Genomic DNA, 13672 nt, shown 5'->3' with positions numbered 1-13672 from the left:
TCAAAAATATTACGCGAACAAGCCGTGAACAAACCCTTTCCCTTGGCGCGTATCCGGCGTAGTTTGTGAGGATGAGCAGTTTCGACGAAATGGACGCCTTCGAGGGCGCATCGCTGTCGGCGCGGGCAATGGCCGCGCGCCCTTCGCCTTATCTGGATGAATTGAATCCGGCGCAACGCGACGCGGTTGAACGGTTGGATGGACCGGTCCTGGTGCTGGCCGGGGCTGGCACGGGCAAGACCAAGGCATTGACGGCCCGGATTGCACATCTTCTTAGCACGGGGCGGGCGCGCCCGAACGAGATTCTGTCGGTGACGTTCACCAACAAAGCCGCGCGAGAGATGAAGGATCGTGTTGGCCGTCTGTTGGGGCAACCTGCCGAGGGGATGCCTTGGCTGGGCACGTTCCATTCGATCTGCGTCAAGCTGCTGCGCCGTCACGCGGAACTAGTCGATTTGAAATCCAACTTCACCATCTTGGATACCGACGACCAGCTACGCCTGCTCAAGCAGCTGATCCAGGCCGCCAATATCGACGACAAACGCTGGCCCGCGCGGATGCTGGCCGGGATCATTGACGACTGGAAAAACCGAGCGCTGACGCCCGACAAGGTGCCAGCTGCGGATGCCGGGGCCTATAACAATAAGGGGATTGAGCTTTACGCCCAATACCAGACCCGCCTGCGCGAACTGAACGCAGTGGATTTTGGCGACCTGCTTCTGCACATGGTCACGATCTTTCAGACCCATCAGGACGTGTTGGAGCAATATCAGCGCTGGTTCCGCTATATTCTGGTGGACGAATATCAGGATACCAACGTCGCCCAATACCTCTGGCTGCGTTTGCTGGCCGGGGCGCACAAGAACATCTGCTGCGTGGGCGACGATGACCAGTCGATCTATGGCTGGCGCGGGGCCGAAGTGGGCAACATCCTCCGGTTCGAAAAGGATTTTCCGGGCGCATATGTCGTGCGGTTGGAACAGAACTACCGCTCAACTCCGCATATTCTGGCCGCTGCATCGAATGTTATTCGTGGTAACGAAAGCCGTTTGGGCAAAGAGCTTTGGACCGATGCTGAAGACGGTGAGAAGGTCCGCCTGATCGGCCATTGGGACGGTGAGGAAGAGGCCCGCTGGATCGGTGAAGAGATCGACGCGATGCAGGGCGGGACGCGCGGTGTGCGTCCGATCGGGTTGGACGAAATCGCCATCCTAGTCCGCGCTTCGCACCAAATGCGCGCGTTTGAAGATCGGTTCCTGACGATTGGTCTGCCTTACAAAGTAATCGGCGGCCCTCGGTTCTATGAGCGGATGGAGATTCGCGATGCCATGGCCTATTTTCGGTTGGTGGTCAGCCCCGGAGACGATCTGGCGTTTGAGCGGATCGTGAATACGCCAAAGCGGGGCTTGGGCGACAAGGCGCAGCAGACGATTCAGGTGACGGCGCGCGAGAATGGGGTGTCGCTGGTCGATGGGGCTCGGATCGCGGTTGATAGTGGGCTGATCAAAGGTAAAGGCGGCAAGGCCCTGCGCGAGTTGATCGACGGGTTAGCTCGCTGGAATGCGATGACACGCGGACCTCGGATTGAGGTGGATGATGAGTCGGTGATTGATGATGGTGCGCCTTTACGGTTCGGAGAGCCTGAGGTCTCGCATATCGAACTGGCGCAGATCATTCTGGACGAATCCGGCTATACTGCCCACTGGCAGAATGAAAAAACGCCCGAGGCTCCGGGTCGGCTGGAGAACCTCAAGGAATTGGTCAATCAACTCGACAATTTCGAGAACCTGCAAGGGTTTCTTGAGCATGTCAGCCTGGTCATGGACAACGAGCAAGAAGGCGACGGGGCCAAAGTCTCAATCATGACGCTGCACGCGGCCAAGGGGCTGGAGTTTCCCGCGGTGTTCCTACCGGGGTGGGAGGACGGGCTGTTCCCCTCGCAGCGGTCGATGGACGAATCCGGAATCAAGGGCCTCGAGGAAGAGCGGCGTCTGGCTTATGTGGGCATCACTCGCGCAGAAGAGGTCTGTACGATATCCTTCGCCGCCAATCGGCGCGTATTCGGGCAATGGCAGAATGCGATGCCGTCGCGGTTTATCGACGAGTTGCCAGAAGATCATGTGGAGGTGCTGACGCCTCCGGGGCTGTATGGCGGTGGTCAGCCGACGACCGGTATCGAAACCCGCGCGGCTGAGGCGAATGTCTACAATTCGCCCGGCTGGAAGCGGATGCAGGCGCGGCAGGGGCAGTACGGAACGTCTCAGCCTCGTGAAAGCCGTAACACAGTGATCGACGCGACAGCCTTGGCCAGCTTCACATTGGGCGAACGAGTGTTCCATCAGAAGTTTGGCTATGGCGCGGTGATCGGAATCGAAGGCGACAAGGTCGAAGTCGATTTTGACAAGGCGGGAACCAAGAAGGTTGTCTCGCGCTTCTTGTCTGCCAAAGACGACGTGCCGTTCTAAAGCCCTTCGACCAGAACCATATTTGCCGTCGCTGTGCGGTGCCGGATTTTGGCCAGCGCAACGTAATCGGGGTCGTCCTTCCACGCCTTAGCGGCCTCCAGCGACGGAAATTCCATCAGAACGATGCCGTTCTCCGCCCACGTGCCTTCGATGACGTCCACCGGTTTGGATGAGACCGTCAACAAACGCCCTCCGTGGCGGTCAAAGATCGGCATGAAGCCTTCAAGGTATTCCTGATACCCGTCCGGGTCGTGAATCGAAATCTGCGCGATGAAATAGGCGGCCATTGGAAGCTCCTGACAATCCATTCGGGCCTCTATCCTACAATCCTGCACCTGAAAAACAAAAACGGCGGTTCCCAGGGAGGAGGAGAGGGAACCACCGTTCTTTTCAACATCAGGGCAGGGAGGAGGAGAGCCCTGATGTATCCGAACCCGGGTTTGATCCCGGTATGTGCAAGTCGCGGCGACGTCAGGGAGGAGGAGAGACGTCGCCGCGCGCTTTCAACATCAGGACAGGGAGGAGGAGAGTCCCGATGTATCCGCTTCCGGGTTTGTTCCCGGTATCTGTAAGACGCGGCGACGTCAGGGAGGAGGAGAGACGTCGCCGCGCGCTTTCAACACCGGGAAAGGGAGGAGAAATACCCGGTGTGTCAGTGTCCGGCGTTCAGGGCCGGTATAAGTCGCGGCGATATCAGGGAGGAGGAGAGATATCGCCGCTGAAATACAGGTCCTAAAGGGAGGAGGAAGGACCTGATCTCGGTTATGTCGTTGCGCTTATTGCGCGGTGTATTCTTCGGCTGCCTGCATCGCCAGGCGACGGATCATCGAACGGTGCAGGCCCAGATCGGCCAGCTCACGGTTCGACAGTCCCGAAAGTTCGTTGACTGTACGGCGGTAGACGCGATATCGGGCAAATCGGGTCTTAGCGGCCTCGATCAGCGAAGCCAGGCCAGTTGCCGGAGCGCCTTTGAGCGCGGTCTGATGTGTAGCTGCAGCCATCTGCGTAACCCGATATAGTTTGTCTCTGCCGGTGTGTTCCGGCGTTTGCTTGAGAATGAAAATAGGCAAATGCTGCGATTGCACAATAGCCCATGTCGTCAATGCTGCTATGCAGCAATTGCATAGATATCAAAGCGTTGGGAATGTGTCTGCCAAATACCCTTTAAAATATGGCTGAAACGCCCTTCGCCGCTGTTACCGCAAACGTTTGCGAATTTGAGCGGCCACGAAATTGCTTCTTCTTTACGCGCCTTCTTTTGAAATTTGTGCGTTTTGCAATCTTGGGTCGAGCATCGACCTGAATGAATGCCGCAGGGAAGGTCACGGGAATTCATGGGCGGGGAATGGGCAGGGGCGCAGAAGTGCCGCCCTCTTAGCCGGGAGTGTGGTGATTCGGCGTTTGAATCAGCCTGTTTTTCACGTTGCGATACAGAATCCATGAAAAACTCAAAGTTTTTTGGGAAAGCATGGGATAAACTGATCGATCAGAAAATCATCTATATATGGTATCACTGATTCCAGAATAGCCCAATTATGGTATCGTAAACTTGGTTTGCATCCGCTCTTCGGTAGAATATGATTGAGTAAGGGTAGTGAGTCGGCGAAATTTATAGTTGATTTCCATGAATTCCCATGTCATCCCTTAATCATCCGATGAGGACGAGGCACATGGGGCGCCAAACGACCCCGAACCAACAAAAACAGGTTTCATACAGGCATCTCGCTTTCATCACTCAAGAGATCCGGCGCGCGGGCGAGCAGACATCCCCCCAGGTGGCGCGCGCAGCTGGACATCCCGCAGAGCGGGTCAATGCGGCGGGTTGATCAGTGGCAGCAGATCAACCCGCCGTTTTTCATCCGGGGGGACGTGAGATTTAGGTGGGGCGCAAGCGAAAGGGACAGTCGTCTTGGCGCGCAGGTTTAGAGGTGAAAGCCACCATAAGGTGGACACGAAGGGCAGGGTCTCGATCCCGGCCCTGTTTCGCCGTGTGCTTGAAGCCTCTGATGCCAATTGGCAGCCCGGTGACAATCCCGAATTGGTGATTGTATACGGCGGCCAGAACCGCAAATACCTTGAATGCTATTCGATGGAGGCGATCGACGAGGTCGATGCCAAGATCGACGCTCTGCCGCGCGGCTCGACCCAACGCAAGATGCTGCAACGCATGTTCCATGGTCAGTCTTTCCCAACGACGGTAGATGAAACCGGGCGTCTTGTTCTGCCTGCGAAGCTGCGTGAAAAGATCGGCCTTGAGAAAGAGGCGTTCTTCATTGCCGCCGGTGACACGTTCCAGATATGGAAGCCCGAGACCTATGAGGCCGAGGCCCTGTCTGACGCGGAAGAATGGAACGAGGAATACCCTGAGGACTTCGATCCGATGCAATTCCTCGACGGATCCGGGGCGTAACGGCATGGCCGGCGCTGAGACCCCTTCCGACAAACCTCATATCCCTGTTCTGCTGCGTCCGTTGCTGGCCGCCGTGGCGCCGATCTCTGGCGTTTGGCTGGATGGGACCTTTGGGGCTGGCGGGTATACGCGTGGTTTGCTGGAGGGAGGGGCTGATAAGGTTATCGGCGTGGACCGCGACCCGCTTGCCTTTGAGATGGCGGCGGATTGGGCTGGCGATTATGGCGACCGGCTGGTGATGCAGCCCGGTGTGTTCTCGCGTATGGACGAATATGCGCAGGACCTGGACGGGGTGGTATTGGATCTGGGCGTGTCCTCAATGCAGCTGGATCAGGCCGAGCGCGGATTTTCCTTCATGAAAGACGGCCCGCTGGATATGCGGATGAGCCAGGAAGGCGAAAGCGCTGCTGATTTGGTGAACACGGCGACCGAGGCACAACTGGCCGATATCCTATTCCATTACGGGGAAGAGCGCGCCAGCCGCCGAATCGCGAAAGCTATCGTGAAAGCGCGGGCTGATGAGCCCATCACCACGACACTGCGTCTGGTTGAGATCATCGAATCTTGCCTGCCGCGTCCAAAGCCGGGGCAATCGCACCCTGCAACACGCAGCTTTCAGGGGCTGCGGATCGCAGTGAACGCGGAATATGAAGAACTATTCCAAGGCCTTATGGCTGCTGAGCGGGCATTGAAACCCGGTGGGCAACTGGCTGTTGTGACGTTCCACTCGATTGAAGACCGGATGGTCAAAAGGTTCTTTCAATCTCGGGCTGGCAAGACCGGGCGGGCCAACCGCTATGCGCCCGAGATGGAACAGGAACTGCCGCAATTCAAACTCAAAACCCGCAAGGCTGTGGGGCCGGATGAGCAGGAATTGCAGGAAAACCCGCGCGCGCGCTCGGCCAAGCTGCGCGTCGCGGTGCGGACTGAGGCTCCGGCGGGGGAAATTGATGCCCGTGCCATTGGGATGCCGCAAGTAGGGGGAAGAGCGAAATGAAGAGTATTTTGTATGTGTTGACTGCTCTGTCCGTGTTCGGGCTGGCGCTTTGGGCGTATCAGGAGAATTACCGGACCCAGCAAGTGGTAAAAGAAACCCAGAAGCTACAGCGAGAGATCGGTATGGCGCAGGTGCGGCTGGCCGTTCTGAACGCGGAATGGGCTTATTTGAACCGTCCCGACCGCTTGCGCGAACTGGCCGACCTGAACTTTGAACGTCTGGGCCTGCTGCCGCTGCGGGCCGAGCAATTCGGTCGCGCCGATCAGATTGCCTATGCCGAAGACCCGGACCTGCCCATCGTTGATCCAATTGAGTTGCAGGCCATCACCAGCACGCAGGCGTTGGGCGAGGTGCAGATCCCATGACCCGCACGCCTCTGCGCCCTCTGGCCCGTATCCTTGACGCGCGCGCGCGGGGTGAGAACCCCAAAGCGATTGAGCGCGAGAATATCCGCCAGCGCCACGAAGACATGAAGGACCGCGCCCGCGCCCGCGCCGAGGGGCGTCTTTTGGTGTTGGGGCTGTTCTTTTTCTGTGCCTTCTCGGTGGTGGGTGTCCGCATGGGCATGTTGGCCACGTCCGAGGCGCAAGAACCGCTGGCTTCCGCACCAGGTGCGGCGATTGCCATGCAGCGCGCCAATATCGTGGACCGTGAGGGGCGCATTCTGGCGACCAATCTGGATACCTATTCGGTTTACGCTCAACCGCCATTGATGATCGATCCGATCGCTGCGGCTAACCAGTTGGTGGCGATCTTCCCCGATCTGGATAAAGAGCGTCTGGTCAAGGACTTCACTGGCAACCGCAAGTTCCTGTGGATCAAGAAGCGCATCTCGCCCGAACAGAAACAAGCGGTGCATGACATCGGCGATCCGGGAATCCTGTTTGGCCCGCGCGAAATGCGTCTGTACCCCAATGGCCGACTGGCTGCGCATATTCTGGGCGGCTCTGGCTTTGGTCGTGAAGGCGTGAGTGCCGCCGAAGTTATCGGCGTGGCAGGGGTTGAAAAGCAGTTCGACGACTACTTGCGCGACCCCGCCAATGGAAACAAACCGCTGGAACTTTCGCTGGACCTGACCGTTCAGGCGGCGGTCGAGCAGGTACTTTACGGTGGCATGAAGATCATGAACGCCAAGGGTGCCTCGGCGGTACTGATGAACGCGCACACGGGTGAGGTGGTTTCGGCTGCGTCTTTGCCGTCGTTTGATCCGAATGATCGCCCGCGCCCGCCGACATCGGGGTTTGATCCGTCCGATAGCCCGCTGTTCAACCGCTATGTGCAGGGCGTTTATGAGCTGGGTTCGGTATTCAAGATTTTCACCGCAGCGCAGGCGGTTCAGTTGGGGTTGGTGAATTCCGAGACCATCATCGACACATCTGGTCCGATGCGGATCGGGCGGTTCCCGATCGGTGAGTTTAACGGCAAGAACTACGGCAAGATCAGCGTGGCAGACGTGATCGTCCACAGCTCGAACCGGGGTACGGGGCGTTTGGCGCTGCAAATCGGTGCAAGGCGTCAGCAGGATTTCCTTGAGGCGCTGGGCATGTTCGAAGCCACCCCGTTCGAAATTGTCGAGGCTGCCGGCGGCGCGCCGCTCAAGCCCAAGAAATGGGGTGAGTTGAGCACCGTGACCATTTCCTATGGCCACGGGTTGTCGACCAGCCCAATGCACCTGGCTGCGGGATACGCGGCAATTGCAAATGGCGGGCATTATGTCAGCCCAACGATCCTGCGGAAGAATGGCCCTCAATACGGGCCGCGCGTCATGTCGCAAAGCGCGGCAAAGCAGGCGCAGAGCATGCTACGCAAGGTGGTCACGGATGGAACGGCCAGTTTTGGTGATGTGGCGGGGTATGATGTGGCGGGCAAGACCGGCACCGCAGACAAGCCCAAGCCGCGCGGCGGGTATTATGATGACAAGGTTATCGCGACCTTTGCAACCATCTTCCCGGCGTACGACCCGAAATATGTGCTGATCGTAACGCTGGATGAGCCCTCCATCGTGGCTTATGGCGAAAAGCGCCGTACGGCGGGGTGGACGGCGGTTCCTGTGGCCGCTGAATTGATCGGGCGGATTGCGCCACTGTTGGGTCTGCGTCCACGGCTTGAGCCTGAGGCGGGCGCTGCTATAACCCTGACCTCGAATTAGGCTGTCCAGAAAGAAGGTGGGTCATGGGCACAAGGACGAAAACACTCAGCCAACTGGCCCTGACCGCACGAGGTGGCGCGAACCCCGACATTAGGGGCCTGACCGTAGATAGCCGCGAGGTGAAGGACGGCTACCTGTTCGCAGCCCTTCCCGGCGCCCGCGTGCATGGCGGAGAGTTCATCCAGTATGCCCTGCGCATGGGGGCAGCCGCGATCCTGACCGATGCCGAGGGTGCAGAAATCGCCGCTGCGGAGCTGGCGAATTCGGACGCTGCGCTGATCGTTGTCGAAGACCCGCGCCAATCGCTCGCCGGATGCGCAGCATTGTGGTTTGGCACGCAGCCGCAGACCATCGTGGCCGTTACAGGGACCAACGGAAAAACATCGGTGGCGACTTTTGTGCGCCAGATTTGGACAGAGCTTGGTCATGCCGCTGTCAATCTCGGCACTACGGGCGTCGAGGGCGCATGGACTGCTCCGTTGGCGCATACGACACCCGAGCCGATCACCCTGCATCGCTGTCTGGCCGAAGCAGCCGAGAACGGCGTGACCCATGCCGCGATGGAGGCTTCGTCGCACGGTCTGGAACAGCGTCGGCTGGATGGTGTGCATCTGACCGCTGCTGGTTTTTCGAATTTCACGCAGGACCATCTGGACTATCACGAGACGTTCGAGGCCTATTTCGCCGCCAAGGCCGGGTTGTTCGACCGCGTACTGCCGCAGGACGGCACGGTTGTGATCAATATGAGCGATCCCAAGGGCGCCGAGGTTCACAAAATAGCCGAAGCGCGAGGGCAGAACATCCTGACTGTCGGGTTGGGCGATGCTGACTTATGCCTGATGAACCAACGCTTTGACGCCACCGGGCAAGATCTGCGGTTTTCGTGGCTGGACCAGGTTTTCCAGACCCGTCTGAACCTGATCGGAGGCTTTCAGGCCGAGAATATCCTGCTTGCGTGTGGTCTGGTTATCGCGGCGGGTGAAGAGCCTGAGCGCGTGTTCGAAACATTGCCCCACCTGACGACCGTCCGGGGCCGCATGCAATTGGCGGCCACGCGTGAAAACGGTGCGGCCGTGTTCGTCGACTACGCCCATACACCGGATGCTGTTGCGACGGCGCTCAAAGCGCTACGGCCGCATGTGATGGGGCGGTTGATCGCCATCATCGGTGCAGGCGGGGATCGCGATGCGACCAAGCGTCCGCTGATGGGGCAGGCTGCCGCCGAGAATGCGGATGTGGTCTTTGTCACCGATGACAACCCGCGCACAGAGGATCCGGCGGCCATCCGCGCCGCCGTTATGCTCGGCGCGCCGGAAGCGACCGAAGTGGGCGACCGGGCCGAGGCCATCTTGCGCGGCATAGATGCGTTGCAACCTGGTGACGCGCTGCTGATTGCGGGCAAGGGGCATGAAACCGGCCAGACAGTCGGCGATCAGGTTTTGCCTTTTGATGACGTGGAGCAGGCCAGTATCAGTGTCGCCGCACTGGACGGGAGGGTCGCATGACGCTCTGGACCGCAGCCGAGGCTGCCGAGGCAACCGGCGGACGCGCCACGACCGACTGGTCCGTGAATGGCATATCCATCGACACCAGGACCCTCCAGCCCGGAGATTTGTTCGTGGCGCTTACAGCCGCACGGGACGGTCATGATTTCGTGGCGCAGGCGCTGGAAAAGGGCGCTGGTGCAGCACTGGTGTCGCGCATTCCTGAAGGCGTGGCAGAGGACGCGCCGTTGTTGATCGTTGAGGACGTGCAAACCGGGCTTGAGGCCTTGGGCATGGCGGGCCGTGCCCGCACAGAGGCGCGTGTGATCGGAGTCACCGGCAGTGTCGGTAAGACCTCAACCAAGGAAATGCTGTCCACCATTCTGGAAACGCAGGGCAAGACCCATGCCAGTGTCGCCAGCTACAACAATCACTGGGGCGTTCCGCTGACGCTGGCGCGGATGCCGCGCGATACCGAATTTGCTGTGATCGAGATTGGGATGAACCATCCGGGTGAGATTGCGCCTCTGGCCCGGCAGGCCCGTCCGCATGTGGCCTTGGTGACGACGGTGGCAGCCGTACACCTTGAGGCGTTCGAGTCGGTTGCTGGAATCGCGCATGAAAAGGCAGCCATTTTTGAAGGGCTGGAACCCGGTGGTGCAGCGATTGTGAACGCGGATACCGAACATGCGGATATTCTGCGTCAGACCGCACAAGATCACGGCGCCGGGATCGTTGATTTTGGCCGACAGGCCGCGGATTACCGACTGATCGAGGTGACGCAAGGGGGCAACTCGGTACATGCGAGTGCGGCAGTGGGGGATGCTTCGGTCACGTTTGATGTGCAGTCGGCGGGTACTCATTTTGCGATGAACGCGTTGGGCGCTTTGGCGGCCTGCGTCGAGATGGGCGTTGATTTGGAAGCGGCCATTGCTGGCCTGCGCAGATGGTCTCCGGTCAAGGGGCGCGGCGTGCGTGAGGTGCTGCCGCTGGCCTGCGGCGGTCAGATCGAGTTGCTGGACGACAGCTATAATGCCAACCCGACCTCAATGGAGGCCGCGCTGGATGTGCTGGCGGCCTCGCAGGGCGCGCGCCGGATCGCTTTTCTGGGCGACATGAAAGAGTTGGGCGCGCTGGAAGTCGCCATGCACGCGGGAATGGCCGATGTTCCCGCGATGGCGCAAATCGATCAGGTTCACTGCATCGGCCCGCTGATGAAGGCGCTACATGACGCACTGCCTGCGGATAAGCGTGGGCTGTGGGCTGAGACCAGCGCCGAGATGGCCGGCCACTTGCCAGAGTTGATCCGCGCAGGAGATACGGTGCTGGCCAAAGGCTCGCTGAGCATGGCGCTGGCGCAGATTGTTGACGGTTTGCGGAAAATGGGGCAAGGGGGCGCGCCTGCCCCATGATCGCCGTACGAGAAAGGTTTTGATATGCTCTATTGGTTGACCGCACTGTCGGACGGAGGGGATTTCTTTAACCTCTTTCGCTACATCACGTTCCGTGCGGGCGGGGCTTTTCTGACGGCGCTTGTCTTTGGCTTTATCTTCGGCAAGCCGCTGATCAACGTGCTGCGGCGCAAGCAGGGCAAGGGTCAACCGATCCGGGATGACGGTCCCGAAGGGCATTTTTCTAAAGCTGGAACCCCGACCATGGGCGGGCTGCTGATTGTGGGCGCGCTGGTGACATCGACGCTGATATGGGCACGGTTGGACAACCCTTATGTCTGGATGGTACTGTTCGTGACTTTGGCCTATGCGGCGATTGGCTTTGCGGACGATTACGCCAAGGTCTCGAAACAGAATACCAAGGGTGTGTCGAGCAAAATGCGGCTGGCGCTGGGGGTCATCATTGCAGCCCTCGCGTCGCTTTGGGCATCGCTTTATCACCCTGAAATGTTGCAGAACCAACTGGCTGTTCCGGTCTTCAAGGATACGTTGGTTAATCTTGGGGTCTTCTATATTCCGTTCTCGATTGTCGTCATCGTGGGGGCCGCCAATGCGGTCAATCTGACAGATGGGCTGGACGGTCTGGCGATTATGCCTGCGATGATCGCGGCGACGACCCTTGGGATCATTGCTTACGCGGTTGGTCGGGTCGACTTTACCGAATATCTGGATGTGCATTATGTGCCGGGAACCGGTGAAATCCTGATCTTTACCGCCGCCCTGTTCGGGGGCGGGTTGGGTTTTCTGTGGTACAATGCCCCGCCTGCCGCCGTCTTCATGGGCGACACCGGATCGCTGGCCCTGGGCGGCGCGCTGGGTGCGATTGCAGTAGCAACCAAGCATGAGCTGGTGCTGGCCGTGGTTGGCGGCCTGTTCGTGGTCGAAGCGCTGAGCGTGATCATCCAAGTGCTGTATTTCAAGCGCACCGGACGCCGGGTGTTCCTGATGGCTCCGATCCACCATCACTATGAAAAAAAGGGCTGGGCTGAGCCGACCATCGTGATCCGGTTCTGGATCATATCGCTGATTCTGGCGATGATCGGTCTGGCGACGTTGAAAGTCCGGTAAAACTCCCGCCGGGTTCGGAGGGCCTGTGGGGCCCCCTGCCACCCGTTGGGCCCGGCTCGCGCTGCCGCGCGAGCCTGAACGCGCTCTTGCCTTCGGGAAATCCTTCGGTGCAGTGTGGCGCAAATTTCTAAGCGATGAAGGTGGGCGGCATGATCCCGGTCAAAGGGTTTTCAGGGCAGAAGGTTGCGGTTCTGGGGCTGGGGCGGTCGGGTCTGACCACGGCGCGCGCTTTGCGGGCAGGCAAGGCCGAGCCAGTGTGCTGGGATGACAACCCCGCCGCGCGTGAGGCTGCCGAGGGCGAAGGGTTCGCCTGTGTCGATTTGCACCGTCATGGGGCGTTTAACGATATCGCCGCACTGATCGTGTCGCCGGGTATTCCGCATCTTTATCCCGCACCAAATCCGGTCGTGGCCGCAGCGCTTGAGGCCGGAGTGCCTGTGGATAATGACATTGGCCTGTTTTTCCGGTCATTTGCCGGGCCGGAGTGGAGCAACTATGACACCCCTCCGCGCGTAATAGCTGTGACCGGGTCGAACGGGAAGTCGACCACGGCGGCATTGATCCATCACATCCTGACGGAAGCCGGGCGCGAGGCGCAGCTGGCCGGAAATATCGGGCGCGGGGTGCTGGATATTGAACCCGGCGGGGACGGCTCGGTGGTCGTGCTGGAGTTGTCTAGCTATCAGACCGAGCTGGCACGATCCCTGACGCCGGATGTAGCGGTGTTCACTAATCTGTCGCCGGACCATCTGGACCGGCACGGCGGCATGGGCGGTTATTTTGCCGCCAAACGCCGGTTGTTTGCCGAAGGCGGGCCGGACCGTGCGGTGGTCGGTGTGGATGAGAACGAAGGCGCATTTCTGGCCGGGCAACTGTCCGAGGGGCCAACCGATGACCGGGTGATCCGCATCTCGGTGGCGCGCAAACTGAATGGTCCGGGTTGGCAGGTCTTTGCACGCAAGGGGGTTCTGTCCGAATACCGCAAGGGGCGTCAGGCTGGTTCGATTGATCTGCGTGAGATTACGGGGCTGCCCGGTGCGCACAACCATCAGAACGCCTGTGCCGCCTATGCTGCCTGTCGTGCGCTTGGTCTTGCGCCGCGCGTCATTGAAGAGGCGCTGCGCAGTTATCCCGGCCTGCCGCATCGCAGTCAGATCATCGCCGAAGTTGATGGCGTGACCTATGTGAATGACTCCAAGGCTACCAATGTCGACAGTGCTCTGAAAGCCCTGAGCGCCTTCAAAAATATCCGTTGGATCTGTGGGGGGCTGGAAAAAGAAGGTGGGCTTGCTGCGTTGAACGGAGCTGAGGACCATGTGATCAAGGCCTATGTGATCGGGCGTGAGGCAGCCGGTTTCGCGATGCAGCTGGAGGCCGAGGCGCAGGTTTGTACCACCATGTCCGAAGCCGTCGAGCAGGCCATGGCAGATGCCCAGCCGGGTGAGACCGTTCTGCTTGCTCCGGCAGCGGCCAGCTTCGATCAGTATGACAATTTCGAACAGCGCGGCGATGACTTTGTGGCGCAGGTTCGGAAACGGCTTCCCAAATAGTGATTTGCAATAGACCGCCGGTTTGGCCAAGCTGAGGTGCTATCTGCTTGACGCACCATATTTATTGGTTTTGCCTGCCTGCAAATTAAACGTGAGGG

Annotated in this window: 12 protein-coding genes; 9 read left to right on the top strand and 3 right to left on the bottom strand. The window is 59.5% G+C overall.

The window, feature by feature from the left end; genetic code table 11:
- Positions 1 to 71 precede the first annotated feature (71 nt).
- The gene (locus ACOQOY_RS05785) at positions 72 to 2465 is read left to right on the top strand and encodes an ATP-dependent helicase (protein WP_420584521.1); all 2394 of its coding nucleotides are present in this window, start codon (positions 72 to 74) and stop codon (positions 2463 to 2465) included.
- Here the strand turns inward: ACOQOY_RS05785 and ACOQOY_RS05780 are convergent.
- From ACOQOY_RS05780 to ACOQOY_RS05770, 3 genes are all read right to left on the bottom strand, one after another.
- Positions 2462 to 2752: a DUF1330 domain-containing protein gene (locus ACOQOY_RS05780; RefSeq protein WP_420584520.1), complete on the bottom strand. Its 291-nt coding sequence runs from the start codon at positions 2750 to 2752 to the stop codon at positions 2462 to 2464. The two genes, ACOQOY_RS05785 and ACOQOY_RS05780, sit on opposite strands and share 4 nt — an antisense overlap.
- 489 nt (positions 2753 to 3241) lie before the next feature.
- On the bottom strand, positions 3242 to 3466 hold the full coding sequence (locus ACOQOY_RS05775; RefSeq protein WP_420584519.1) for a DUF1127 domain-containing protein: 225 nt from the start codon (positions 3464 to 3466) through the stop codon (positions 3242 to 3244).
- 107 nt (positions 3467 to 3573) lie between these two features.
- Complete coding sequence (locus tag ACOQOY_RS05770) at positions 3574 to 3906, bottom strand: hypothetical protein (protein WP_420584518.1); 333 nt, start codon at positions 3904 to 3906, stop codon at positions 3574 to 3576.
- Between the two features lie 468 nt (positions 3907 to 4374).
- Between ACOQOY_RS05770 and mraZ the strand changes: the two genes are divergently transcribed.
- From mraZ to murD, 8 genes are all read left to right on the top strand, one after another.
- Positions 4375 to 4875, top strand: a complete 501-nt coding sequence (gene mraZ, locus ACOQOY_RS05765) for a division/cell wall cluster transcriptional repressor MraZ (RefSeq protein WP_420584517.1) — start codon at positions 4375 to 4377, stop codon at positions 4873 to 4875.
- 4 nt (positions 4876 to 4879) lie between these two features.
- Positions 4880 to 5872 (top strand): 16S rRNA (cytosine(1402)-N(4))-methyltransferase RsmH, encoded by a 993-nt coding sequence (gene rsmH, locus ACOQOY_RS05760; protein ID WP_420584516.1) that lies wholly within the window; start codon positions 4880 to 4882, stop codon positions 5870 to 5872.
- Positions 5869 to 6237, top strand: a complete 369-nt coding sequence (ftsL, locus tag ACOQOY_RS05755; protein ID WP_420584515.1) for a cell division protein FtsL — start codon at positions 5869 to 5871, stop codon at positions 6235 to 6237. The genes rsmH and ftsL overlap by 4 nt, the downstream gene beginning before the upstream one ends.
- A complete protein-coding gene (locus ACOQOY_RS05750) occupies positions 6234 to 8021 on the top strand; it encodes a peptidoglycan D,D-transpeptidase FtsI family protein (protein WP_420584514.1) in 1788 nt (595 codons plus the stop codon). Before ftsL ends, ACOQOY_RS05750 begins: the two co-directional genes overlap by 4 nt.
- A gap of 23 nt (positions 8022 to 8044) precedes the next feature.
- Positions 8045 to 9526, top strand: a complete 1482-nt coding sequence (locus ACOQOY_RS05745; protein WP_420584513.1) for a UDP-N-acetylmuramoyl-L-alanyl-D-glutamate--2,6-diaminopimelate ligase — start codon at positions 8045 to 8047, stop codon at positions 9524 to 9526.
- A complete protein-coding gene (locus ACOQOY_RS05740; protein ID WP_420584512.1) occupies positions 9523 to 10917 on the top strand; it encodes a UDP-N-acetylmuramoyl-tripeptide--D-alanyl-D-alanine ligase in 1395 nt (464 codons plus the stop codon). Before ACOQOY_RS05745 ends, ACOQOY_RS05740 begins: the two co-directional genes overlap by 4 nt.
- A gap of 24 nt (positions 10918 to 10941) precedes the next feature.
- On the top strand, positions 10942 to 12024 hold the full coding sequence (gene mraY, locus ACOQOY_RS05735; RefSeq protein ID WP_420584511.1) for a phospho-N-acetylmuramoyl-pentapeptide-transferase: 1083 nt from the start codon (positions 10942 to 10944) through the stop codon (positions 12022 to 12024).
- A 149-nt stretch (positions 12025 to 12173) separates the two neighbouring features.
- Positions 12174 to 13574 carry a UDP-N-acetylmuramoyl-L-alanine--D-glutamate ligase gene (gene murD, locus ACOQOY_RS05730; protein WP_420584510.1) on the top strand — a complete coding sequence of 467 codons (1401 nt, stop codon included), beginning with the start codon at positions 12174 to 12176 and terminating at the stop codon, positions 13572 to 13574.
- Positions 13575 to 13672: the final 98 nt, after the last annotated feature.

Source organism: Ruegeria sp. (assembly GCF_965221235.1).
GTDB lineage: Bacteria > Pseudomonadota > Alphaproteobacteria > Rhodobacterales > Rhodobacteraceae > Ruegeria.
Note: the sequence above shows the minus strand (reverse complement) of the source record. Positions and strands in the feature narration are given on the sequence as shown.